This is a genomic window from Nocardia sp. CS682 (genome assembly GCF_004634405.1).
GTDB lineage: Bacteria > Actinomycetota > Actinomycetes > Mycobacteriales > Mycobacteriaceae > Nocardia > Nocardia ninae.
In genome coordinates, this window is record NZ_CP029710.1 from 7,427,978 (window position 1) to 7,453,423 (window position 25,446).

The 25,446-nt window shown below is 65.6% G+C and carries 16 protein-coding genes, 3 rRNA genes and 1 pseudogene; 18 read left to right on the forward strand and 2 right to left on the reverse strand.

Annotated features, from left to right (window positions below):
- Window positions 1–46: 46 nt before the first annotated feature.
- The 13 genes and pseudogenes from DMB37_RS33685 to recN all read left to right on the forward strand — a co-directional run bounded on the left by DMB37_RS33685 (window position 47) and on the right by recN (window position 17,148).
- Window positions 47–1,195: a low temperature requirement protein A gene (locus DMB37_RS33685; protein WP_135236126.1), complete on the forward strand. Its 1,149-nt coding sequence runs from the start codon at window positions 47–49 to the stop codon at window positions 1,193–1,195.
- Window positions 1,196–1,248: 53 nt separating this feature from the next.
- On the forward strand, window positions 1,249–1,872 hold the full coding sequence (locus tag DMB37_RS33690; RefSeq protein ID WP_135236127.1) for a DNA-3-methyladenine glycosylase: 624 nt from the start codon (window positions 1,249–1,251) through the stop codon (window positions 1,870–1,872).
- A gap of 101 nt (window positions 1,873–1,973) precedes the next feature.
- Window positions 1,974–3,251 (forward strand): tyrosine--tRNA ligase, encoded by a 1,278-nt coding sequence (tyrS, locus tag DMB37_RS33695; RefSeq protein ID WP_135236128.1) that lies wholly within the window; start codon window positions 1,974–1,976, stop codon window positions 3,249–3,251.
- Window positions 3,252–3,791: 540 nt separating this feature from the next.
- Window positions 3,792–5,310 (forward strand): 16S ribosomal RNA (locus tag DMB37_RS33700).
- Between the two features lie 345 nt (window positions 5,311–5,655).
- Window positions 5,656–8,792, forward strand: a 23S ribosomal RNA gene (locus DMB37_RS33705).
- 139 nt (window positions 8,793–8,931) lie between these two features.
- Window positions 8,932–9,048: ribosomal RNA gene (gene rrf, locus DMB37_RS33710) — 5S ribosomal RNA — on the forward strand.
- Together the 16S, 23S and 5S rRNA genes form the textbook arrangement of a ribosomal RNA operon.
- Before the next feature lie 1,077 nt (window positions 9,049–10,125).
- Window positions 10,126–11,079, forward strand: a pseudogene (locus DMB37_RS33715) (tetratricopeptide repeat protein); the annotation flags it as partial.
- 665 nt (window positions 11,080–11,744) lie between these two features.
- Complete coding sequence (locus tag DMB37_RS33720; RefSeq protein WP_135236129.1) at window positions 11,745–12,059, forward strand: hypothetical protein; 315 nt, start codon at window positions 11,745–11,747, stop codon at window positions 12,057–12,059.
- Between the two features lie 293 nt (window positions 12,060–12,352).
- On the forward strand, window positions 12,353–13,288 hold the full coding sequence (locus tag DMB37_RS33725; RefSeq protein ID WP_240771772.1) for an HAD-IIA family hydrolase: 936 nt from the start codon (window positions 12,353–12,355) through the stop codon (window positions 13,286–13,288).
- 13 nt (window positions 13,289–13,301) lie between these two features.
- Window positions 13,302–13,616: a hypothetical protein gene (locus DMB37_RS33730; protein ID WP_325050712.1), complete on the forward strand. Its 315-nt coding sequence runs from the start codon at window positions 13,302–13,304 to the stop codon at window positions 13,614–13,616.
- 1 nt (window position 13,617) lies between these two features.
- Window positions 13,618–14,439, forward strand: coding sequence for a TlyA family RNA methyltransferase (locus DMB37_RS33735; protein ID WP_135236130.1), 822 nt, complete (start codon window positions 13,618–13,620; stop codon window positions 14,437–14,439).
- A complete protein-coding gene (locus DMB37_RS33740; protein WP_135236131.1) occupies window positions 14,436–15,395 on the forward strand; it encodes an NAD kinase in 960 nt (319 codons plus the stop codon). Before DMB37_RS33735 ends, DMB37_RS33740 begins: the two co-directional genes overlap by 4 nt.
- The gene (gene recN / locus DMB37_RS33745; RefSeq protein WP_135236132.1) at window positions 15,373–17,148 is read left to right on the forward strand and encodes a DNA repair protein RecN; all 1,776 of its coding nucleotides are present in this window, start codon (window positions 15,373–15,375) and stop codon (window positions 17,146–17,148) included. The genes DMB37_RS33740 and recN overlap by 23 nt, the downstream gene beginning before the upstream one ends.
- Before the next feature lie 205 nt (window positions 17,149–17,353).
- Here the strand turns inward: recN and DMB37_RS33750 are convergent, their stop codons facing one another.
- Window positions 17,354–17,773, reverse strand: coding sequence for an SRPBCC family protein (locus DMB37_RS33750; protein ID WP_135236133.1), 420 nt, complete (start codon window positions 17,771–17,773; stop codon window positions 17,354–17,356).
- A gap of 150 nt (window positions 17,774–17,923) precedes the next feature.
- A complete protein-coding gene (locus DMB37_RS33755; protein ID WP_240771773.1) occupies window positions 17,924–18,688 on the reverse strand; it encodes a M23 family metallopeptidase in 765 nt (254 codons plus the stop codon).
- Between the two features lie 876 nt (window positions 18,689–19,564).
- Between DMB37_RS33755 and steA the strand changes: the two genes are divergently transcribed.
- The 5 genes from steA (at window position 19,565) to xerD (ending at window position 25,308) form a co-directional block, all read left to right on the forward strand.
- Window positions 19,565–20,779, forward strand: a complete 1,215-nt coding sequence (gene steA / locus DMB37_RS33760) for a putative cytokinetic ring protein SteA (protein WP_107655408.1) — start codon at window positions 19,565–19,567, stop codon at window positions 20,777–20,779.
- A gap of 13 nt (window positions 20,780–20,792) precedes the next feature.
- Window positions 20,793–21,737 carry a copper transporter gene (locus tag DMB37_RS33765; protein ID WP_135236134.1) on the forward strand — a complete coding sequence of 315 codons (945 nt, stop codon included), beginning with the start codon at window positions 20,793–20,795 and terminating at the stop codon, window positions 21,735–21,737.
- A 215-nt stretch (window positions 21,738–21,952) separates the two neighbouring features.
- The gene (locus DMB37_RS33770) at window positions 21,953–23,674 is read left to right on the forward strand and encodes a CTP synthase (protein WP_135236135.1); all 1,722 of its coding nucleotides are present in this window, start codon (window positions 21,953–21,955) and stop codon (window positions 23,672–23,674) included.
- Window positions 23,675–23,678: 4 nt separating this feature from the next.
- Window positions 23,679–24,341, forward strand: a complete 663-nt coding sequence (locus DMB37_RS33775) for an NUDIX hydrolase (RefSeq protein WP_135236136.1) — start codon at window positions 23,679–23,681, stop codon at window positions 24,339–24,341.
- A 13-nt stretch (window positions 24,342–24,354) separates the two neighbouring features.
- On the forward strand, window positions 24,355–25,308 hold the full coding sequence (xerD, locus tag DMB37_RS33780; RefSeq protein WP_135236137.1) for a site-specific tyrosine recombinase XerD: 954 nt from the start codon (window positions 24,355–24,357) through the stop codon (window positions 25,306–25,308).
- The last annotated feature ends 138 nt before the right edge of the window (window positions 25,309–25,446 follow it).

Sequence of the window (25,446 nt, forward strand, 5' to 3'; positions counted from 1 at the left end):
CACCGAGGTCGAATGGTGTTGCCCGTGCTCGTTCTAGGCTCCTGCGGTGACCAACCAGAGCGCAGAGCTATCCGCCGAAGGCGGCCAGCTGCGGGCTTCAACACTGGAGCTCTTCTTCGATCTCGTCTTCGTTTTCACCATCACCCAGCTGACCCACGTGTTCACCCACCATCCGGGCTGGCAGGCGCTGGGCCAGGTGGCGCTGCTGTTCGGCCTGATCTGGTGGATGTACAGCGGGTATGTGTGGCTCACCAACGAGGTGGCGCCGAACAGCTCGGCTCGGCGAACCTGGTTGCTGATCGGGATGTTCTCCTTCTTCGTGCTCGCGCTGGCCATTCCGGATGCGTTCCACGGCACCGGGCTCGCCTTCGGCTTCGGCTACGTGCTGGTGACCGCCGTGCACACCGCGCTGTTCGCCTCCGGCGGTGGTGCGTCCGCCGCGCGGGCCATCAAGCACATCGCGCCGTTCAACCTGCTGGCCGCGGGGCTGGTGCTGGCCGGCGGATTCCTGCACGGTTGGCCGCAATACGCGTGCTGGGGCCTGGGGTTCGCGGTTCAGGTCGCCAGTCCCTATCTGACCGATACCGGTGATTTCGTCATCCGGGCGAGCCATTTCTGCGAGCGGCACGGCTTGGTCGTGATCGTCGCGATCGGTGAGTCCATCGTCGCGATCGGCGCCGGACTGGCCGGGGTGAAAATCACGCCGCAGCTCATCGTCACCGTGTCGCTCGCGCTGTGCCTTGCTTACGTGCTGTGGTGGGCGTACTTCGGCTTCGACGACGAACGCGGCGAGCACGCGCTGGCCGCGACACCCGACCGGGAGCGCTCCCGGCCCGCGGTCCTTGCCTACGGTTACGCGTTATATCCGCTGCTCATCGGCATCACCGTGACCTCGGCGGGCCTACAGATGAGCATCGGGCACGGCAACGAATCCGTCAGCCTGGCCGCCGCGGCCGCGCTGTCCGGTGGTGTCGCGCTGTATTTCCTCGGGCAGTTCTTCTTCCGCCTTGCCTTGAAGTTGCCGCGGCCGTGGTTCCGGCTGATCGCGGCCGTCGCCGTCGCGGCGACCACTCCGATCGGCGTCGTGTGGGTGTCGTGGGCGCAGCTGGCGACGCTGGTCGCGGTCGGTTATCTCGCCGTGATCGCTGACGACCTGATCACCCTGCGGAGTGGGCAGCACAGCTCCTACCTGTAGATCATCGGGACGGCGCGGCGGCTGACCGAAAGCTGTCGGTGCCGTCTTGGACAATGGTGGTCGTGTGTGCCGATGAGCTGAACGTCGATCCGCCCGCCGCCGCCCGCCGTGTCCTGGGCGCCACTCTCTGGTCCGGATCGGTTGGGGTCCGGATCGTCGAGGTCGAGGCCTACGGGGGTGATCCGGCGGGACCGTGGCCGGACCCGGCGTCGCATTCCGGGCGTGGGCGAACCAAGCGCAACACGGTGATGTTCGGTCCGGCGGGGGTGCTGTACGTGTACCTGAGCTACGGCATGCACATGTGCATCAACGTGACCAGCGGTCCGGACGGGAGCGCGAGTGCGGTGCTGATCAGGTCGGGTGAGGTGGTCGCCGGGCTCGAGGAGGCCCGCGCTCGGCGGCTGCCCGCGCGGACCGATGCCGATTTGGCGAAGGGGCCGGGCAATCTCGGCAGCGCGCTGGGCATCACCTTGAACGACTACGGAACTCCGCTGTTCGAACCGTCCTCGCCGATTCGGCTGGAACTCGCCGGCGCCCTCGACGAGGAGATCGCCAGCGGTCCCCGGGTCGGCGTGAGCACTGCCGCGGATCTGCCGTGGCGGTTCTGGCTACCGTCCTCGCCCGCGGTCTCCACCTACCGGCGCAGTCCCCGAGCGCCGCGTGCCGAGGCGTCCTGAAGTTCTGCCAGGCGCGTAATTCGCTCGACCAGCGGCGGGTACAGCCGACACACTGAGGCGCACTCGAGCCACCGATTACCCGTGCGGAAAGATGGGACAGCGTGAGCGGCGACATCATCGACGAATTGACCTGGCGCGGACTGATCGCGCAATCCACCGACCTGGACGCGCTGCGTGCGGCCCTGGACGCGGGACGGTTGACCGTCTATGCCGGTTTCGATCCCACCGGACCCAGCCTGCACGCCGGACATCTGGTGCCGTTGCTCGCGCTGAAGCGGTTCCAGCGCGCGGGCAACCGGCCGATCGTGCTGGCCGGCGGGGCCACCGGACTCATCGGCGACCCGCGCGACGTCGGCGAGCGCACCATGAACTCCACCGACACCGTGCAGGAGTGGGCCACCCGGATCCGTTCGCAGCTGGAACGGTTCGTCGACCTGGACGATTCGCCGACGGGCGCGGTGCTGGCGAACAACATGGAGTGGACCGGGCAGCTGTCCACCATCGACTTCCTGCGCGACATCGGCAAGCACTTCTCGGTGAACGTCATGCTGGCCCGCGACACCATCAAGCGCCGCCTCGACGGTGAGGGCATCTCCTACACCGAGTTCAGCTACATGCTGTTGCAGGCGAACGACTACTTGCAGCTGCGTCGCAACTACGACTGCACGTTGCAGGTCGGCGGCTCCGATCAGTGGGGCAACATCATCGCCGGCGTCGAACTGAATCGCCGGGTCGACAGTGCCGCGGTGCATGCGCTCACCGTTCCACTGGTGACCTCGGCCGACGGCAAGAAGTTCGGCAAGTCGACCGGCGGCGGCAGCCTGTGGCTCGATCCCGAGATGACCAGCCCGTACGCCTGGTACCAGTACTTCGTGAACACCGCCGACGCCGACGTGCTGCGGTACCTGCGCTGGTTCACCTTCCTTTCGCGGGAAGAACTGGCCGAACTCGAAGTGGCCACGGCCGAGCGCCCGCATGCGCGGGAAGCGCAGCGCAAGCTGGCGGCGGAGATGACCACGCTGGTGCACGGCGAGGCGAACACCCGCGCGGTGCAGTTGGCCAGTCAGGCCTTGTTCGGCCGGGGCGAGCTGCGCGAATTGGACGAGCCGACCCTGGGTGCCGCGTTGCGGGAAGCCGCAGTGGCCGAGCTGGCGGCGGGGGAGCCGAGCACGATCGTCGATCTGCTCGTCGCCACCGGGCTGAGCGAAAGTCGCGGTGCCGCCCGGCGCGCGGTGAACGAAGGCGGGGCATCGGTGAACAACGAGCGCGTCTCCGACCTCGAGTGGACCCCCTCCGACAGCGACTACCTGCACGGACGGTGGCTGGTGCTGCGGCGCGGAAAGAAGAACCTCGCCGGGGTACTGCGGGCAGGTGCATGAAGATCGCGGTGGCTTGAGTCACATCCGTGTAATTCGAGCCCGCGTTCGGCCCGAGTCTGCGGCTCTGACCTGGGGAAACACCGGCGCGAACAGCGGATTTGACTCTGCGTTATCCGCCGCGTAACTTTATCCAAGTCAGAGCGACACGGACACCGACCCGGAGCCGAGAAGCCCAGCGGAAACGCTGAGCGGATGGACTGGGAAACGAGGTAGTACGGGGTGCGCCTGGCCATCAGCAAGACGTCTAGGGCGATCACGCGGACTTGACTCCGCGAGAGAAGCCGTTTAGGCTGGAACAGTTGCCTCACGGACGAACCGGTTAGCGCCGGGGATGAAGTGTGTGCGTGTGTTCTTTGAGAACTCAATAGTGTGTCGATGAATGTCAGTGCCAATTATTTAATTGGTTCCGGCTTCTCATACCCCCCGGTTGAGAGGTCGGACATTTAGTCAGCAAATCTTTTTGCTGGCGTTTTGTTTTGCTAGGTTTTCGGACTCTAGTTATTCTTCTGATTGACCTCTTCGGAGGTTGGTTGAGAGTCTTCAACGGAGAGTTTGATCCTGGCTCAGGACGAACGCTGGCGGCGTGCTTAACACATGCAAGTCGAGCGGTAAGGCCCTTCGGGGTACACGAGCGGCGAACGGGTGAGTAACACGTGGGTGATCTGCCTCGCACTTCGGGATAAGCCTGGGAAACTGGGTCTAATACCGGATATGACCATGGGATGCATGTTTCGTGGTGGAAAGATTTATCGGTGCGAGATGGGCCCGCGGCCTATCAGCTTGTTGGCGGGGTAACGGCCCACCAAGGCGACGACGGGTAGCCGACCTGAGAGGGTGACCGGCCACACTGGGACTGAGACACGGCCCAGACTCCTACGGGAGGCAGCAGTGGGGAATATTGCACAATGGGCGAAAGCCTGATGCAGCGACGCCGCGTGAGGGATGACGGCCTTCGGGTTGTAAACCTCTTTCGACAGGGACGAAGCGCAAGTGACGGTACCTGTAGAAGAAGCACCGGCCAACTACGTGCCAGCAGCCGCGGTAATACGTAGGGTGCGAGCGTTGTCCGGAATTACTGGGCGTAAAGAGCTTGTAGGCGGTCTGTCGCGTCTTCTGTGAAAACTTGGGGCTCAACCTTAAGCTTGCAGGCGATACGGGCAGACTAGAGTACTTCAGGGGAGACTGGAATTCCTGGTGTAGCGGTGAAATGCGCAGATATCAGGAGGAACACCGGTGGCGAAGGCGGGTCTCTGGGAAGTAACTGACGCTGAGAAGCGAAAGCGTGGGTAGCGAACAGGATTAGATACCCTGGTAGTCCACGCCGTAAACGGTGGGTACTAGGTGTGGGTTTCCTTCCACGGGATCCGTGCCGTAGCTAACGCATTAAGTACCCCGCCTGGGGAGTACGGCCGCAAGGCTAAAACTCAAAGGAATTGACGGGGGCCCGCACAAGCGGCGGAGCATGTGGATTAATTCGATGCAACGCGAAGAACCTTACCTGGGTTTGACATACACCGGAAACCTGCAGAGATGTAGGCCCCCTTGTGGTCGGTGTACAGGTGGTGCATGGCTGTCGTCAGCTCGTGTCGTGAGATGTTGGGTTAAGTCCCGCAACGAGCGCAACCCTTGTCCTGTGTTGCCAGCGCGTAATGGCGGGGACTCGCAGGAGACTGCCGGGGTCAACTCGGAGGAAGGTGGGGACGACGTCAAGTCATCATGCCCCTTATGTCCAGGGCTTCACACATGCTACAATGGCCGGTACAGAGGGCTGCGATACCGTGAGGTGGAGCGAATCCCTTAAAGCCGGTCTCAGTTCGGATCGGGGTCTGCAACTCGACCCCGTGAAGTTGGAGTCGCTAGTAATCGCAGATCAGCAACGCTGCGGTGAATACGTTCCCGGGCCTTGTACACACCGCCCGTCACGTCATGAAAGTCGGTAACACCCGAAGCCGGTGGCCTAACCCCTTGTGGGAGGGAGCCGTCGAAGGTGGGATTGGCGATTGGGACGAAGTCGTAACAAGGTAGCCGTACCGGAAGGTGCGGCTGGATCACCTCCTTTCTAAGGAGCACTTCTCCACGGACACCCACACAGGTGGGATGTTAAACGTCTTGTGGCAGAGACCGTTTCGGATGCATACGTCATCCGGCGGACGCTCATGGGTGGAACACTGACTGACTCTTCTCACGTATCGATCGGTCGTCATGACTGGTCGGTGAGGGGATATATCGGCACACTGTTGGGTCCTGAGAGAACACGCGAGTGTTTCTCTGGGCAAGATAACGATCCGGTTCGGGCTTCACGCAGACCGCATTCGCTCCTTCGGGGGTGGGTGGGCATGGTGGTGGTTCGGTTCGTACTGGGTGTGTTGTTTGAGAACTGCACAGTGGACGCGAGCATCTTTGTTAGTAAGTGTTTAAGAGCGTACGGTGGATGCCTTGGCACCAGGAGCCGATGAAGGACGTAGGAGGCTGCGATAAGCCTCGGGGAGCTGTCAACCGAGCTGAGATCCGAGGATTTCCGAATGGGGAAACCCAGCACGAGTGATGTCGTGTTACCCGCATCTGAATATATAGGGTGTGTGGAGGGAACGTGGGGAAGTGAAACATCTCAGTACCCACAGGAAGAGAAAACAATTGTGATTCCGTGAGTAGTGGCGAGCGAAAGCGGATGAGGCTAAACCATGTACATGTGATACCCGGCAGGGGTTGTGTATGTGGGGTAGTGGGGCTCACTTTCTTCATTCTGCCGGATGGAGCGGGAGTCAGAAACCGTTGTGTTAGTCGAAGTGGTCTGGAACGGCCTGTCGTAGAGGGTGAGAATCCCGTAGACGAAAACTCAACGGCTCTTGTAGTGAGTACCCGAGTAGCAGCGGGCCCGTGAAATCTGCTGTGAATCTGCCGGGACCACCCGGTAAGCCTGAATACTCCCTGGTGACCGATAGCGGACTAGTACCGTGAGGGAAAGGTGAAAAGTACCCCGGGAGGGGAGTGAAATAGTACCTGAAACCGTGCGCTTACAATCCGTCAAAGCCTGCGAGTGCTTTAGTGCACTGTGGGTGATGGCGTGCCTTTTGAAGAATGAGCCTGCGAGTTAGTGGCATGTGGCGAGGTTAACCCGTGTGGGGTAGCCGTAGCGAAAGCGAGTCCGAATAGGGCGATACAGTCGCATGTTCTAGACCCGAAGCGGAGTGATCTACCCATGGCCAGGGTGAAGCGACGGTAAGACGTCGTGGAGGCCCGAACCCACTTAGGTTGAAAACTGAGGGGATGAGCTGTGGGTAGGGGTGAAAGGCCAATCAAACTCCGTGATAGCTGGTTCTCCCCGAAATGCATTTAGGTGCAGCGTCACGTGTTTCACGCCGGAGGTAGAGCTACTGGATGGTCTAGGGGGCCTACAAGCTTACCGAAATCAGCCAAACTCCGAATGCCGGTGTGTGAGAGCGTGGCAGTGAGACTGCGGGGGATAAGCTTCGTAGTCGAGAGGGAAACAGCCCAGATCGCCGGCTAAGGCCCCTAAGCGTGTACTAAGTGGAAAAGGATGTGAAGTCGCGAAGACAACCAGGAGGTTGGCTTAGAAGCAGCCACCCTTGAAAGAGTGCGTAATAGCTCACTGGTCAAGTGATTTTGCGCCGACAATGTAGCGGGGCTCAAGTACACCGCCGAAGCCGCGGCACTCCAACAATACATCCGCATCGTTCTACGGGACGGTGTGCAGTGGTTGGGGTGGGTAGGGGAGCGTCCTATAGCCATGGAAGCAGCAGGGTGACCTAGTTGTGGAGGCTATGGGAGTGAGAATGCAGGCATGAGTAGCGAAAGACGAGTGAGAAACTCGTCCGCCGAATGACCAAGGGTTCCTGGGCCAGGTTAATCCGCCCAGGGTGAGTCGGGACCTAAGGCGAGGCCGACAGGCGTAGTCGATGGACAACGGGTTGATATTCCCGTACCCGTGTATCCGCGCCCATGATGAATCAGTTGTGCTAAGTGTCCAAATCCTCCGAGAAGACCTTCGGGTCTCGAGTGAGGGGCTGCACATGACCCCGGCTGGTAGTAGTCAAGCGATGGGGTGACGCAGGAAGGTAGCTGGGCCAGTCAGTGGTTGTACTGGTGTAAGCCTGTAGGGCGTGGTGTAGGCAAATCCGCACCGCATATAGCCTGAGAGGTGATGCGTAGCCGATTGAGGCGAATTCAGTGATCCTATGCTGCCGAGAAAAGCCTCTAGTGAGTTGGTACACGGCCCGTACCCCAAACCGACACAGGTGGTCAGGTAGAGAATACTAAGGCGATCGAGAGAACTGTGGTTAAGGAACTCGGCAAAATGCCCCCGTAACTTCGGGAGAAGGGGGACCATTTCTGGTGACGGAATTTACTTCCTGAGCTGGGGGTGGTCGCAGAGACCAGTGAGAAGCGACTGTTTACTAAAAACACAGGTCCGTGCGAAGTCGTAAGACGATGTATACGGACTGACGCCTGCCCGGTGCCGGAAGGTTAAGAGGACCGGTTAGCGCCTTCGGGTGCGAAGCTGAGAATTTAAGCCCCGGTAAACGGCGGTGGTAACTATAACCATCCTAAGGTAGCGAAATTCCTTGTCGGGTAAGTTCCGACCTGCACGAATGGCGTAACGACTTCTCAGCTGTCTCAACCACAGACTCGGCGAAATTGCATTACGAGTAAAGATGCTCGTTACGCGCGGCAGGACGAAAAGACCCCGGGACCTTCACTATAGCTTGGTATTGGTGTTCGGTACGGTTTGTGTAGGATAGGTGGGAGACTGTGAAGCGGGCACGCCAGTGTTCGTGGAGTCATCGTTGAAATACCACTCTGATCGTATTGGACTTCTAACCTCGGACCATGATCTGGTTCAGGGACAGTGCCTGGTGGGTAGTTTAACTGGGGCGGTTGCCTCCTAAAATGTAACGGAGGCGCCCAAAGGTTCCCTCAGCCTGGTTGGCAATCAGGTGTCGAGTGCAAGTGCACAAGGGAGCTTGACTGTGAGAGCGACAGCTCGAGCAGGGACGAAAGTCGGGACTAGTGATCCGGCACCGGCAAGTGGAAGCGGTGTCGCTCAACGGATAAAAGGTACCCCGGGGATAACAGGCTGATCTTCCCCAAGAGTCCATATCGACGGGATGGTTTGGCACCTCGATGTCGGCTCGTCGCATCCTGGGGCTGGAGTAGGTCCCAAGGGTTGGGCTGTTCGCCCATTAAAGCGGCACGCGAGCTGGGTTTAGAACGTCGTGAGACAGTTCGGTCTCTATCCGCCGCGCGCGTCAGAAACTTGAGGAAGGCTGTCCCTAGTACGAGAGGACCGGGACGGACGAACCTCTGGTGTGCCAGTTGTTCCGCCAGGAGCACCGCTGGTTAGCTACGTTCGGAAGGGATAACCGCTGAAAGCATCTAAGCGGGAAGCCTGTTCCAAGATGAGGTTTCTCACCACCTTCGAGTGGTTAAGGCCCCCCACAGACCATGGGGTTGATAGGCCAGAACTGGAAGCCCGGTAACGGGTGCAGGTGACTGGTACTAATCGGCCGAGGACTTACCAACAAAGAAGCTACGCGTCCACTGTGCAGTATCTGAAACAACACACAGACACTGCAGCAGACACACACTGTCTGCGAACCCCCTACCCGGGGTTTCGCTGATGGATCGTGTCAGCGCTGCTGTGTGGATAGTTTCATAGAGTTACGGCGGCCATAGCGGCAGGGAAACGCCCGGTCCCATTCCGAACCCGGAAGCTAAGCCTGCCAGCGCCGATGGTACTGCACTCGACAGGGTGTGGGAGAGTAGGACACCGCCGGAACATCCTTCACGATAGGGGACCCAGATTCTGGGTCCCCTATCGTCGTTTCAGCACCTTGCCGTGCCTGAACGACCTTGCCGTGTCATGTCCCCACCAGGACACGTGATTGAATTTGTGGGGCCCCCGACCACCTCTTGCGGACCTCAGAAAGGGATCACCGTGTCGGAAAAGAACGACGACGACCGGAAGTCCTTCCGGCGCGGCGAGGGATCCGATCGCCCCTCCCAGGGCAGCGGTGCGTCCGGTGCAGACTCCACCAGCAAGCGCCCCGACCGCGAAAGCGGCCAGCGCGGCGGCTTCAAACGCAGCGACTCCGGCGATCGCAGCGGCTCCGGCCAGCGTGGCAACGCCGGCGACCGTGGCGGCTTCAACCGCAGCGGTGATTCGAGCTCGCGCGGCACCAGCAATCGCGGCGACTCCGGCGGCTTCAACCGCCGTGACGACGCCGGCTCATCCGGCGGCTTCAACCGCCGTGACGACGCCGGCTCATCCGGCAGCTCCAACCGGGGTGGCGATTCGGGCAGTCGAGGCGGCTTCAACCGCAGTGGCGGCTCCAGCGACCGCGGCGGATTCAACCGGGGTGGCGATTCGGACAGCCGTGGCGGATTCAAGCGCGGCGGCGACTCGAGTAGTCGCGGCGATTCCGGGCAGCGCGGAAGTTCCGGCGAGCGTGGCGGTTTCAACCGCGGCTCGGGTGAACGTGGCGGATTCAACCGTAGTGGTGGGTCCGGTGAGCGCAGTGGCTTCAATCGTGGTGGCGACTCCGGCGGCCAACGCGACGCCGGCGACCGCGGTGGATCCAACCGCAGTGGTGGTGCCGGCGATCGCGGTGCGTTCAATCGCAACAGCGGCTCCGGTGATCGCGGCGGTTTCAACCGCAGTGGTGGTTCGGGCGAGCGTGGCGGATTCAACCGTGGCAGTGACTCGGGTGACCGTGGCGGCTTCAACCGCGGTGGTTCCGGCGACCGCGGCGGATTCAATCGTGGTGGCGATTCCGGTGGACAACGCGGCTCCAGCGATCGCGGTGGCTTCAACCGCAGTAGTGGTTCGGGCGAGCGTGGCGGATTCAACCGTGGCAGTGACTCGGGTGACCGTGGCGGCTTCAACCGCGGCGGCTCCAGCGACCGCGGCGGATTCAATCGTGGTGGCGACTCCGGCGGCCAGCGGGATTCCGGTGATCGTGGCGGCTTCAAGCGCGGTGGCGACTCCGGCGGCCGTGGTGGATTCGACCGGGGCAGCGATTCGCGGGGCAACGGACCGGACAATCGGCGTCGTGGTGGCGAGGGTGCCCGGGGTGTCGGTGACGATCGGTCGCAGGACCGTCGTGCGGCGCGCCCGGAGGAGCCGGACCTTCCCGATGACGTGCAGCCGTCCGACTTGGAACCGGCTGTTCGCCGCGACCTGCTGAGCCTGGACAAGTCCAACGCGGAAGCGGTGGCCCGGCACCTGGTGATGGCAGCGAAACTGATCGACGACGACCCACGCCTCGCCCTCGCACATGCACGGGCTGCCCGGCAGCGCGCGGGCCGCATTGCCGTGGTGCGCGAAACCGCGGGCGTCACCGCCTATCACGCGGGTGAATGGGCAGAAGCCCTGTCCGAGCTGCGCACCGCCCGCCGCATGTCCGGCGGCTCCGGACTGCTCGCCGTCATGGCCGACTGCGAACGCGGCCTCGGCCGCCCCGAACGCGCCATCGAACTCGGCCGCAGCGACGAAGCCCGCGCCCTGACCGGTGACGAAGCCACCGAGCTGCGCATCGTCGTCGCGGGTGCCCGGATGGACCTCGGCGAGTATGACCAGGCCGTCGTCACCCTGCAGACGTCCGAACTGGACCCGTCGCGCACCGGTTCGGCCGCAGCCCGCCTCTTCTACGCCTACGCCGACGCCCTCGTCGCCGCAGGCCGCACCGACGAGGGCCTCACCTGGTTCCTCAACGCCGCCTCGGCCGACCTCGACGGCGAAACCGACGCGGAAGAACGCGCCGAGGAACTCACCGGCGGCGCCCTCCCGGACGACGACCTGCAGCTGTAGCCCGGCTAGCGGTTGCCGACATCCTCGGTAGCCACCAGCCGGAGTGGCACCGCCGCCCGAGTGGCAAATGGCGGTGCTCCTGCTCGGCAAAAAGAATGTGCCGAAGAGCTCACCGGCGGTGCCCGCCCGGACGACGACCTGCAGCTGGACAGGCACGGTTGGGTGCCACTGTCGCGCTGTGCGGGCAACGCTGAACTCGGAGCGCGGCTAGCTGACAGCTGCGCCCATACACCCTCTGATTTGGCGCACACCGAATCGCATGCCATTCCTCGTGCGGAAATCAGAAACCCGTGCGGCGGTCCGGAGTCGAACCTGTCGAGCGCCCCAAAGCCAGGTGCACACCCCACATACGCCAGATCTTGGGCGACTTCGCATCTCAGCGAGTATCGGCGCATGCCCACTGGCATGCTGGCATAGGTGCGAGTTCGTCGGCGCATCGAAGCGTGCCGACCAGTTTCCTGGATTGCCCGGCGGCCCAGCAGGTTTCGCTGCCCGCGCCCAGCGATCTCTTCGCCGGAATGCGCGGCTAGCCTGGCACGGACCACGTATGGTTCTCGTGGCGCGAAATCGCTACGGGTGTGCCGACTTACGGGTGGCATCCCCGGATGATGTTGTAGAGATCAGCGATACGTCAACGGGACCGTCTGATTACAAGGAGATTCACGATGAGCAGTGTCCGGGCAACGGTATTCGTCGGCTTGGCCGCCGCAGCATTGGCTGCGATGGGCACCGTCTCGGCTAACGCCGAGCCGTTCGACTACGGGCAGGAGGCCAAGCGCGTCTGCGAAGAGGCCGGCCTCGAATTCACCCAGAGCATCAACCTCCCCGGCGGCGTCGGCGCGCAGGCGACCTGCCACGTGCCCGGCCAGGACGAAGTGAAGTTCGTCCCGATGCCGAAGGACACCTACTGCTCGGTCCCCGACATCATGTCGCCCAAGGAAGGCAAGGCCGACGGCGCAGGCAACTGCATCGCCAGCTAGTGCAACGAACGGGACGTGACGGTGGCGAATCGTGAGAAGAGCCACCGTCACGTCCCGTTCGTCGTTTTTACGTCATCCCTTGCAGCGGCGAATCGTTGGAGGTTGCTCCTAGCAGGGGTGTGAGCGTCGCCTCCGGGGCGATGCCGTTCGTTTTCCTGTCGGCCCGCTGGCGTAGTGTTCGGGTTTCTCGGACCTGCCGAGGGCCAGCGCCTCGGCGCGGTGGAATGCGTCCGGCGGATGCGGAGTTCGGCACCGTGCGGGCGACGATACGGAAGACATGAGGAACATGCGGGGTGCCGGAGACATTGGTAGGTAACCGGAAGCAGCGGCTACGCGATCGCTACGAAGCCTTGCTGCTGGATCTGGACGGCACCCTGTATCGCGGCGACGCGGTGATCGAGGGCGCCCCGGCGGCGTTGGCGCCCGACGAGACCGCGCAGCGGCTCATGTACGTCACCAATAACGCCAGCAGGGCGCCGAAGACGGTCGCCGCGCACCTGGCGGAGCTCGGCTTCCGCGCGAGCACCGACGAGGTGGTGACGAGCGCGCAGGCGGCCGCACGGCTGCTGGCCGAACAGCTCGAGCCGGGCGCGGACGTGCTGGTCGTCGGCACCGATGACCTGGCCGCCGAGGTGACCGCCGTCGGCCTGCGCCCGATCCGCCGCTTCGACAAAACCGCACCCGCCGCTGTCGTACAAGGACATTCGCCGCAAACGTGCTGGGCCGACCTCGCCGAAGCGGCGTACGCCCTGCGCGCAGGCGCGCTGTGGATCGCGGCCAACACCGACAAGACCTTGCCGAACGAGCGCGGCCTCGCGCCGGGCAACGGATCGATGGTCGCCGCGCTGCGCACCGCCTCCGACCGCGAACCGATCGTCGCGGGCAAGCCGTACGCACCCCTGTTGGAAGACGCGCTCGTGCGCGCCGGAACCCGCAGCGCACTGGTGGTGGGGGACCGGCTCGACACCGATATCGAGGGTGCGAACACCGTCGGACTCGAATCGCTGCTGGTCCTGACCGGTGTCAGCACGCTCGACGAGCTGAAGGACGCCGCGGACGAGTTCCTCCCCACCTACGTCGCCGACTCGCTGGACGCACTGAACCACCCGCCGGTGCCCACCGAATCGGACACCGACCCGAGCGACCTCGCCGCTGACCTCGCCGACCGGTTGCGGCGCAACCCGGGACGAGCCGTGACGGTACGCGCGTCTGCTGCGGAAATCCGATAGCGTTGACGCCACGATGACTACTCCCATGCCCCGCCCGACCGGCCCCGGTATGCACGCACCCGGCGCGAACGGACCCCGCCCCGGGGCCCCGCTGCCCGGTCAGCATCTGCCGGGTGGCCCAGGGCGCCCGGAGCCGGCCGACCCGGAGCGCATCCGCAGCGAGATCGACGGCCTGCTCACCGAACTCGCCACGCGCACCAGCTGGCCGGGCTCGCCGACCGCGGCCGAGGGCGCCGAATCCGGCACGGACATCACTCGCCGCGCGCGCATCCTGGAACAGGCACACGACGTGCTCGTGCAGGCACTGGCCACGGTGGACAAGATCTGAGGTGGCCAGACGCGCGCGCGTGGACGCCGAACTGGTTCGCCGCGGATTGGCGAGATCGCGGGAGCACGCGGTCGAGCTGATCGGCGCCGGCCGCGTCCTGATAGCTGGAACGGTCGCCGTGAAACCGGCGACCGCAGTCGAGGCGGGTACGCCGCTGCTGGTCCGTGAACAACCCGACGAGGTGTCGTGGGCCTCTCGTGGCGCGCACAAGCTGCTCGGCGCGCTGGAGGCATTCGAGCCCGCCGGGCTCACCATCGCGGGTAAACGCTGTCTCGACGCGGGCGCGTCGACCGGTGGATTCACCGATGTGCTGCTCTCGCGTGAGGCTCGCGAGGTGGTCGCGGTGGACGTCGGCTACGGCCAGTTGATCTGGCGGTTGCAGAACGACGACCGCGTCCGCGTGGTCGATCGCACCAACGTGCGCAACATCACCACGGAAACCATCGGCGGCACAGTCGAATTGGTCGTCGGCGACCTGTCGTTCATCTCGCTCGCCCTGGTGCTGCCCGCACTGGCCGCGTGCACCGCACCGGGCGGCGACCTGCTGCCCATGGTGAAACCCCAGTTCGAGGTCGGCAAGGAACGCGTGGGTTCCGGTGGCGTGGTGCGGGACCCGGCGCTGCGCGCCGAAGCGGTCCGTGCTGTCGCCACCGCGGCCGCGGTGCTCGGCCTGCGCACCGAAGCGGTGGTGGCGAGCCCGCTGCCGGGCCCGTCGGGCAATGTCGAATACTTCGTGTGGTTGCGCAAAGACGGGCAGCCCGAAGACGACGGGGAGCGAGTCGCTGCTCTCGTCGAGCGTGCGGTTGAGGAGGGTCCACAGTGAACGCGCCGACCAGAGCCGGTGGCCGGGAGATCCTGCTGGTGGCACATCCGGGCCGCGCGGAGATCATCGAGACCGCCCACCGGGTGGCGAAAATCTTCGCGGACGCGGGCATCTGCCTGCGGGTACTCGCCGACGAGGCCGTCGACACCCGATTCGAGGCCGAACCGGGTGGCTATCCGGTGCGGGTGGTCGAGCACGGTCCGGACGCGGCGATCGGCTGCGAGATGGTGCTGGTGCTCGGCGGTGACGGCACCTTCCTGCGCGCTGCCGAACTGGCGCGCCCGGCCGGGGTGCCGGTGCTCGGCATCAACCTGGGCCGCATCGGTTTTCTGACCGAGGCCGAGGCCGAGCACCTGGATGACGCACTGGCACACGTGGTTCGGGGCGACTACCGGATCGAACATCGGATGACCATCGACTTCACTGTCCGGATGGACGACGAGGTGGTGCAGACCGGCTGGGCGTTGAACGAGGCCAGCATCGAAAACGCCTCGCGGACAGGCGTGCTGGAGCTGGTGCTGGAGGTCGACGGACGACCGGTGTCGGCGTTCGGCTGCGACGGCATCCTGATCTCGACGCCCACCGGTTCGACCGCCTACGCGTTTTCCGCGGGCGGCCCGGTGGTGTGGCCGGAACTCGAGGCGCTGCTGGTGGTTCCGAGCAATGCCCATGCGCTGTTCGCGCGGCCGCTGGTGACCAGCCCGGAGTCGCGGATCGCGGTCGAATGCGTGGCCACCGGTCACGATGCGATAGTTTTCTTGGATGGCAGGCGCACCCTGGAGTTGCCGAGGGGCGGCCGGTTGGAAGCGGTCCGCGGTGCCCAGCCGGTGCGCTGGGTGCGGCTCGATTCCGCGCCGTTCGCGGACCGGATGGTGCGCAAGTTCCAATTGCCCGTGACAGGCTGGCGTGGCCGACGGCGAACGGAGAGCACACATGCTGACCGAGATCAGGATTGACGGCCTTGGCGTCATCTCCACGGCCACCGCGCAATTCCACGAGGGCCTCACTGTTCTCACCGGTGAGACCGGCGCGGGCAAGACCATGGTGGTCACCAGCCTGCACCTGCTGAGCGGTGCGCGGGCCGACGCGGGACGGGTACGGCTCGGTGCCGCGCGCGCGGTGGTAGAAGGCCGCTTCACCGTTGACGATGTGAACGACGCCGCCCGCGCGGAAGTGACGCAGGTGCTGGAATCGGCTGCGGCCGAACAGGATGACGACGGCAGCATCATCGCGATCCGCACGGTCGGCAGCGACGGACGGTCCCGTGCGCATCTGGGTGGGCGCGGCGTGCCTGCCTCGGTGCTCGCCGATTTCACCGCGCCGCTGCTGACGGTGCACGGGCAGAACGACCAGTTGCGGTTGCAGCGCCCCGATCAGCAGTTGTCGGCGCTGGACCAGTTCGCCGCCGACACCGTCGGGCCGCTGTTGCGCAAATACACGGTGCACCGCCGCGCGTGGCTGGATGCCCGCGCCGAACTGCTCGAACGGACCGCGCGCAGTAGGGAATTGGCGCAGGAGGCGGACCGGCTGCAGCATTCGCTGTCCGAAATCGACGCCATCGCACCGGAACCCGGCGAGGACGTGCGGATCGTCGACGAGGTGCGCAGGCTCAGCGATCTCGATTCGTTGCGGGAGGCCGCGGCGACCGCGCATGACGCCCTCGCCGGTCCGGTCGACTCGCCCGAAGAGGGTTCCGGCGCACTGGAATTGCTGGGTGCCGCGCGTGCTCGCATCGACTCGGCCGACGATCCCGCGCTGACCGCGCTCGGTCCCCGGCTCGGTGAAGCCATCGCGGTGGTGGTGGATCTGACGACCGAACTGAGCGGGTACCTCTCGGATCTGCCGTCGGACCCCGGCGCGCTGGACTCCCTGCTCACCCGGCAGGCCGAGCTCAAGTCGCTGACCCGCAAGTACGCGCCCGACATCGACGGCGTGATCGCCTGGGCCGACGACGCGCGCAGCCGCCTCGGCTCGCTCGACGTGTCCGAGGAAACGTTGACGGCGTTGGCGGCCGAGGTCGATATCGCGGCCGAGCGGGTGCGGGAGGCGGCGCGGAAACTGAGTGCCGCGCGTAAGAAGGCGGCAGGAAAGCTCGCGTCGGCGGTGAGTGCCGAATTGGGTGGTCTGGCAATGGGTAAGGCCCGGCTCGAGGTCGAGGTGCATCCGATGCCCGCAGGACCGCAGGACTCGGCGCCGCTGACCATCGACGGAAAAGACGTGCACGCCGGGTCTTCCGGCATCGATGAGGTGGAGTTCCGGTTGTCCGCGCACTCCGGTGCACAGTCACTTCCGTTGAGCAAGAGCGCATCCGGCGGTGAGCTCTCCCGGGTGATGCTCGCCCTCGAAGTGGTGCTCGCCAGCTCCGACCACGGCGCGACCATGGTGTTCGACGAGGTCGACGCGGGCGTCGGCGGGCGCGCGGCGGTGGAGATCGGCCGCAGGCTGGCCCGTCTCGCGCGCACCCACCAGGTCATCGTGGTCACCCACCTGCCGCAGGTCGCCGCCTTCGCCGACACCCACCTGGTGGTCGACAAGTCCGACGACGGCAAGGGCAAGGTCAACAGCGGTGTGCACGCGCTGACCAAGGACGAGCGCGTCATCGAATTGGCCCGCATGCTGGCCGGTTTGGACGACACCGAGACCGGGCGGGCGCACGCCGAGGAACTGCTGGAGCTCGCGCGGGCAGAGAAGTCCGGGGCGACCGTCTAGCCTGCGGGCGCTGTCGAGATCGGCCGGGCGCACGCCGAGGAGCTGCTGGTTGCCGCCGTCGGGCTTGCGGCTGCGGCACACCGCGCTCGCCGCCGTCTGTGCTCAGCTGGGTCCTGCTCTGGAGTGCGGCTCACAGAGCGTCCACACCAGTCACAGGAGCTGACCTCGTGTGGAACGTGTAGACGCTCTGTGGGGGGATGAACCGCTAGCGCACAGCCTTTTGCGCTGCCTTGATGAATTGGGTGATCAGGTTCTTCAAGCCGAACTCGAGCACCTTGGCGGGCACGGGCAGGCTGGGCTCGGACTCCATCGTGTAGGAGACCCGCGTGCCGTTGTCGGCGTCGGCGAAGGTGACCACGCCGACGTGCCGCTTCACCGGGGCACCCTTGACGATCTTGTATTCCATCCGCTCACCGGGCACCAGCTTGGTGATCTCCTCGGTGACGCCGAGCGGGCCGACACCGAGCAGGTGCTGCGCGCCGACGCCTTCGCGCTCGGTCAGGCCCGGCTTGGTCAGCTTGACCTTGATCGGAAGGTACGGGCTGATGCTCTCGCGGTCGGCGAAGAGCCGATACACCACATCACGCGGGGCGGCGATGACGGCGTCGACAGTCGTGCTGGCCATGGGGTCTCCTCTTCGAGTTACCTGTGACGGGCAGCATATAGGTAGTACCGGGTAGGCCCGGGGCCCTGTGTAACCGGTGTCACAGACAGTGGGGTGCAGGCATCGTCGGCCGCCTCGAGTAGGCGCCGCGGAAAGAGCTGGGTGACCGTGTCAATCGCGTTCGGCACCCAGGCTGATGCCGCGGGTCGCGAGCCAGGGGAGTGGGTCGACCCGGTCGGTGCCGTTGAGCCAGACCTCGAAATGGCAGTGCGGGCCGGTCGTTTCGCCGCGGTTGCCGACGGTGGCGATCTCGTCGCCCGCCAGCACGTGCTGACCAATACTGACCAGCGCCGTGTTGATGTGGCCGTACACGGTGATCGTGCCGTCGTCCCCGAGCAGCCGCACCCACATGCCGAAGCCACTCGCGGGTCCGGCGCTGATGACGGTGCCGTCTTCCACGGCGACGATCGGGGTGCCGATCGGCGCGGCAACGTCCACGCCGGCATGCAGCGCGCCCCAGCGCATTCCGTAGCCGGACGTGAAGGTGCCGGAGGTGAACTTGGTGAACAGCGGGCGCAACTTCGCGGCGGCCTGCGCGGACATCTCCTCCGCGACCTTGCTGCCGTTTTGCAGGATGTCGCTGAACTGACCGAGATCGGCCGGGCCTTCAGCGAGCAATCCTGGTTCGGTACCGACCGGTGCCGCGGCCGACGACTGCGGCTGGCCGAGCGCCATCGGCACCACGGTGGTGTCCATCGGCGGTTCGTCGCTGCCCGCCAGCAGATCCTGCCCGACAGCGACGAATGCGCCTGCGGCGACCGCGAGGATGGCGGCGCGACCCTTCAATGCCGTCGGCGGTGCGGGCATGCGATGCTTGCCGCCGCGCCGCTTGGGTCGATCCGCGGCCGAGGATCGCCACGCATCAGCCGACGGCACCCGCTCGTCGTCCGACGACGGCCACCGATCGTCCTGCTGCGCCGACCGGCCTCTTGACGACCGCCACGCATCCTCCGGCGACGACCACGAATTATCTGGTTGTGCCTGCTCGTGTTCCGGCGCCGGCCATTGGTTCTCGGTCGGGGCCCATTGATCTTGGGGTTCGGCCCGCCGATCCGCAGGTTCGGACCACTGATTCTCCGGCGACGGCCAAGCATCGTCCGACGTCGGCCAGGTCTGGTCGGACTGTATCGATCGATCCTCTTGTGACGCCCACAGTTCGGCTGACCGCGCTGGGTGATCCGCCGGCGGATACGCGGGCGCGGCCCAGCCGTCTTCAGATGATGTCCACCGGTCCTCGGGCGTGGCCCATCGATCCTCGGGTGACGCCCACTGATCCTCGAACGGTGCCACCGACTCAACCCACCGCATCGAATAGCTATCGCATTGCTGAGGATTGACCGAATTGTGCTGATCGCCCCCGACTCGTCGCCTGTGACCCCGCGTCGAATTGGCGCTCATCGACTCACCCGCAATTGTCTGTATTGTCCCGAAGCGGCCGATATGGGCGAAACGTCTGGTCCACGGCGCAATCGCCCGGTATTCACAAGGGTTTCGAGGCACATCACGCTGTCGTCCTTCGTCACGTCACGTCGAGATGTCGTCGGGGCTGGTCGACGGTAACGAAACGATAGCGGTCAGGCTCGTTAGGCGCGCGAACTAAACGCAGGAATGTGATGGCCGACACAAATCGCTCCTTGCGGCGAGTTCTCCCGCGTGTCGCGTGTGGTGTCAGTGTTGTCACAGTGATGTATGTGGTAGGTGGTACGGCGCGCCTCCACCAACGGTTTAGGGTTTGCGTGCAGCATCGGAGCCATGAAGATGCTGGCGTTGTTGTCGAGGAACACCGAAACGCTGCCCGGCCTCTCCGGGATAGCCCGGGTGGATCGCAACACCCGGCGCCTGCTGAAACGGGTCGGACCAGGCGATGTCGTCGTGCTCGACGAGATGGACCTGGACCGCCTCACCGCCGATCGCCTGGTCGAGGCGGGGGTGGTCGCGGTGATCAATACGTCGCCGTCGATCTCCGGCCGCTATCCCAACCTCGGTCCGGAAGTGCTGGTGGCGAACAACATCCTGCTGCTGGACACGGTGAGCTCCGACGCGTTCAGCAAGATCAAGGACGGCGTCAAGGTCCGCATCGACGAGGGCGTCGTCTACGCCGACAAGGTGATCAAGAAGGAACCCGAAGTCCTGGTCAAGGGCATCGAGCTGACCGATTCCGACATCGCCGAACGGATGATCGAGGCGCGCAACGGGCTGGCCGATCATCTGGAAGCGTTCGCGGGCAACACCATCGAGTTCATTCGCACCGAAAGCGCCCTGCTGATCGACGGTATCGGCGTGCCGGAGCTGGAACTGGCGATGAAGCACCGGCATGTGGTCGTGGTGGCCGACGGCCCCGACCACGCCGAGGATCTGAAGCGGCTCAAGCCGTTCATCAAGGAGTACGTGCCGATCATGGTCGGCGTCGGTCGCGGCGCGGACACCCTGATGAAGCAGGGTTACCGCCCCGACCTCATCGTCGGCGATCCGGACGAGATCACCTCCGCCACCTTGAAATGCGGCGCCGAGGTGATCCTGCCCGCCGACACTGATGGTCACGCCAAGGGCCTGGAACGCATCCAGGATCTCGGCATCGGCGCGACCACCTTCCCGTCCTCCGGCGCGCCCGCCGATCTGGCGCTGCTGCTCGCGCACCATCACGGCGCGTCGCTGATCGTCACCGCGGGCGCCGCCGCCACGCTCGACGACTTCTTCGACCGCAGCCGCCGGGAGAGCAACCCGGCGACCTTCCTCACCCGCCTCAAGCTCGGCACCAAGCTGATGGACGCCAAGGCCGTGGCCACGCTGTACCGAAACCGGGTGTCCGGCATCGGCATCGCGATGGTGGTGCTCGCCGCCCTGATCGCGGTGATCGTGGTGCTGCTCGCCTCCAACACCGGCACCGACGCCGTGGCCTGGGCCGCCGACACCTGGGACCGGTTCGCGCTGTGGGCGCAGGGCTTGGTCGGCGCGGGCGACAAATGACCAAGGGAGAACGATGATCTCGTTACGCCAGCACGCCATCTCGATCGCGGCGATCTTCCTGGCCCTCGCCATCGGCGTGGTGCTCGGCTCGCAAACGCTGGCAGCGGATCTGCTATCGGGGTTACGCGCGGACAAATCCGATCTGCGCCAGCAGGTCGACACGGTGTCGGACCAGAACCGGCGCCTCTCCGATCAGCTCAATGCGGCCGACCGCTTCATCGCCGGCTCCGCGGGCCGCATCCTCGGCGGCACCCTGGCCGATCGCAGCGTCGCCGTGTTCACCACCCCCGACGCCGATCCCGCCGATATCGAGGGTGTGACCAAGGCGCTGGAAACCTCGGGCGCCGCGATCACCGGGCGGATCGCGCTCACCGACGCGTTCGTCGACGCCACCGAGGGCGACCGGATGCGCTCCGCCGTCACCAATGTCATCCCGGCGGGCGCCCAATTGCGCACCGGCGCAGTCGATCAGGGCAGCATGGCCGGCGACCTGCTAGGCCTGGTCCTACTGCTCGATCCGGCCAACGGGCAAACCCGCGGCACTCCGCAGGAACTGGGTCTGGTGCTGGAGACGCTGCGTGGCGGCGGCTTCCTCGCCTACGGCGACACCCCGGTGCGCCCCGCGCAATCGGCGGTCGTGATCACCGGCAACGGCGCGAAGTCCGCCGAGAACAGTCAGGGTGCCAACATCGCCCGTTTCGCAGGCGCGCTGCGTGGTCGTGGCGCGGGTGTCGTGCTCGCGGGGCGCTCCGGTGCCGCGGAGAACCCGGGTCCGCTCGCCATCGTCCGCTCCGACGGCCCGCTCGCCACCACGGTCAGCACCGTCGACAACCTGGATCGGGAGATCGGCCGCGTCACCACCGTGCTCGCGCTGAGCGAGCAGCTGAACGGTGGCACGGGTCGCTACGGCACCGGTGCCAAGGCAACCTCGCTGACCCTGGCTGCGATGCCCCGCTGACAATGTCTGCCTTCGCCCGCAGCTCGCGTGCGATAGGCGGCACGCACAGTTGGGCGGCGACCCCGGACTCGCCGCGCTACCGCGATACCGCACAGCCCACGCGGCGACCTCCCTCACAGCCGTCGGCATGACGCATGATCAACGCTCCGGCGATCCAACAGCAAACGTGCGTGGCGTTAGTTCCCCACGCCGGATCCGTGTTACCGTGAAGACCCGTGGGTCATACACGGAATCAGGCGCGAACGGCTACGAAGCACATCTTCGTGAGTGGTGGAGTCGCCTCCTCATTGGGTAAAGGTCTTACCGCCTCCAGCCTCGGTCAGCTGTTGACGGCGCGTGGGCTGCGCGTCACGATGCAGAAACTCGACCCGTACTTGAACGTCGATCCCGGCACCATGAACCCCTTCCAGCATGGAGAGGTTTTCGTGACGGAGGACGGGGCCGAGACCGATCTGGATGTCGGTCACTACGAGCGGTTCCTCGACAGGGACCTGACCCGGGACGCGAATGTCACGACCGGGCAAATCTATTCGACGGTCATCGCCAAGGAGCGCCGCGGCGAGTACCTCGGCGACACGGTGCAGGTGATCCCGCACATCACCGACGAGATCAAGAGCCGGGTCGTCGCGATGAGCGCGCCGGATGCGGACGGGCAGACCCCCGACGTGGTGATCACCGAGATCGGCGGCACCGTCGGCGATATCGAGTCGCAGCCGTTCCTCGAGGCGGCGCGCCAGATCCGCCACGATGTCGGCCGGGACAACGTCTTCTTCCTGCACGTCTCGCTCGTGCCCTACCTCGCGCCCTCGGGCGAGCTCAAGACCAAGCCGACCCAGCACTCGGTGGCCGCGCTGCGCAATATCGGCATCCAGCCCGACGCGCTGATCCTGCGCTGCGACCGCGAGGTGCCGCAGGCGCTGAAGAGCAAGATCGCGCTGATGTGCGACGTCGAGGTCGACGCCTGCATCTCCACCCCCGACGCGCCGTCGATCTACGACATCCCGCGCGTGCTGCACCGCGAGGGCTTGGACGCCTACGTGGTGCGCAAGCTCGGGCTGCCGTTCCGCGACGTGGACTGGACCGTGTGGGGCGATCTGCTCGACCGGGTGCACTCGCCGCGCGAGACGGTGGAGGTCGCGCTCGTCGGCAAGTACGTCGACCTGCCCGACGCCTACCTGTCGGTCACCGAGGCGTTGCGCGCGGGCGGATTCGCCTCGCGGGCCAAGGTACTCATTCGCTGGGTGCCGTCGGACGAGTGCGAGACCCCGGCCGGCGCTCAGTCCGCGCTGCGTGACGTGGACGCGGTCCTGATCCCCGGCGGCTTCGGCATCCGCGGCATCGAGGGCAAGGTCGGCGCCATCAGCTACGCCCGGGCACGCGGCATTCCGCTGCTCGGCCTGTGCCTCGGTCTGCAGTGCGTGGTCATCGAGGCGGCGCGTTCGGTCGGTCTGGTCGAGGCGAACTCGGCCGAATTCGAGCCGGACACCCCGCATCCGGTGATCTCCACGATGGCCGATCAGGAACAGGCCGTCGCGGGTGAGGCCGATCTCGGCGGCACCATGCGCCTCGGCGCCTACCCGGCCACCCTGGCGAAGGGTTCCGTGGTCGCCCAGGCCTACGGCAGCGAGCAGGTTTCCGAGCGGCACCGGCACCGCTACGAGGTGAACAACGCCTACCGCGACCGGATCGCCAAGAGCGGGCTGCAGTTCAGCGGCACCTCGCCGGACGGGCACCTGGTGGAGTTCGTCGAACTGCCCGCCGACGTGCACCCGTTCTTCGTCGCCACCCAGGCGCACCCGGAGCTGAAGAGCCGTCCGACCCGCCCGCACCCGCTGTTCGCGGCGCTCGTCGCGGCGGCGCTGAAATACAAGCTGGCCGAGCGGCTTCCGGTCGACATCCCGGACGAGGAGTTCGCGAGCGCGGCGGACCAGGCGTAGCACGATGACGCAGGACGGTGGCACCGCCGGACCAGGCAGCCACGATTTCGAAACCGTATCCAGCGAAACCGTCTACAGCGGCGCCATCCTGGCGTTGCGCCTCGACCAGGTGCGGATGCCCGGCGGGCACGTCGCCGAGCGTGAGGTGATCGAGCATCACGGCGCTGTCGCCGTCGCCGCGATCGATGACGACGACAACGTGGTGCTGATCAACCAGTACCGGCATCCGATCGGCAGGCGGCTGCTCGAGCTACCCGCCGGTCTGCTCGACCTGCCCGACGAGGATCCGCTCGTCGCCGCACGCCGCGAGCTGGCCGAGGAGACCGGGCTGGCGGCCAGGGAATGGGCCGTGCTGGTGGACGTGGCGCTCTCGCCGGGGTTCACCGACGAGGCGTTGCGGGTGTACTGCGCGCGCGGGCTGTACGAAACCGACCAGCCGGAGCCGGAATTCGAAGAAGCCGACCTCTCGATCGTGCGCATGCCGGTCGACGAGGCGGTGCGCGCGGCGCTCGCGGGGGAGATCGTCAACGCGACCGCCGTCGCCGGTGTTTTCGCGCTCGCCGCGGCTCGGGCGAGCAAGACCGAGTTGCGCCCGGCCGACGCGCCGTGGCCCGGGCAGCCCACCGCGTTCCTGCGCCGCAAGGCGGCCGAGAAGTCCGCGGACTGACGGGCGCCGGCCGGTGCTCGCGCGGGAATTGGATGCCTACCTCGACCATCTCGCGGTCGAGCGCGGCGCCGCGCGTAACACCCTCGGCGCTTATCGGCGTGACCTCGGCCGATATCTCGACTTCCTGACCGGGCGCGGCATCACCGCGCTCGATCAGGTCGCCGAGGGTGATGTCGCCGAGTTCACCATGGCGTTGCGGGCCGGCGGCGCTGAATTCCCGCCGCTGGCCGCGAGTTCGGTGGCTCGCGCGCTGATCGCGGTGCGCGGGCTGCATCGGTTCGCCGCGGCCGAGGGGATGACCACCACCGATGTGGCACACGCGGTGAAACCGCCTGCACCCGGTCGTCGGTTGCCCAAGGCGTTGCCTTACGACCAGGTGCTGAAGTTGCTGGAAGCCGCGGGTGGTGGTTCGGCGAGTGATCCGGAGGCCGCGCCGGGCACCGACGGCGGTCCGCGTGGGCTGCGCGACCGCGCCCTGTTGGAACTGCTCTACTCCACGGGCGCACGGATTTCCGAGATGGTCGGGTTGGACGTCGACGATCTCGACACCGACGAACGTGCCGTGGTGCTGCATGGCAAGGGTGGTAAACAGCGCATGGTGCCGATCGGCAGGCCCGCGCTGGCCGCCGTCGACGCCTACCTGGTTCGGGGTCGTCCCAAGCTTGCCGCCAGCGGAAAAGGCAACGCGGGCGCGCTTTTTCTCAACGCGCGTGGCGGGCGGTTGTCTCGGCAGAGCGCCTGGCAGGTGCTCCAGACCGCCGCCGAACGCGCGGGTATCGGTGCCACCGTCTCGCCACACACCCTGCGGCACTCGTTCGCCACACACCTGCTCGACGGGGGAGCGGATGTGCGCGTGGTGCAAGAGTTGCTCGGCCACGCGTCGGTGACCACCACTCAGATCTACACCCTGGTCACCGTCAACACGTTGCGCGAAGTCTGGGCAACCGCCCATCCGCGCGCTCGTTAGTCGAGTCCGCCAAAGCGTTCATAGATTTCACCGGGGCTGTGCGGGCGTGTGTCGCTCCAAGACGCCGCTCCCGGCTCGGGGAACAAATCGGACTGCGGTCCAGTTAACCCCTTCGTGTCGGGGTCCGCGCTGTGCGGC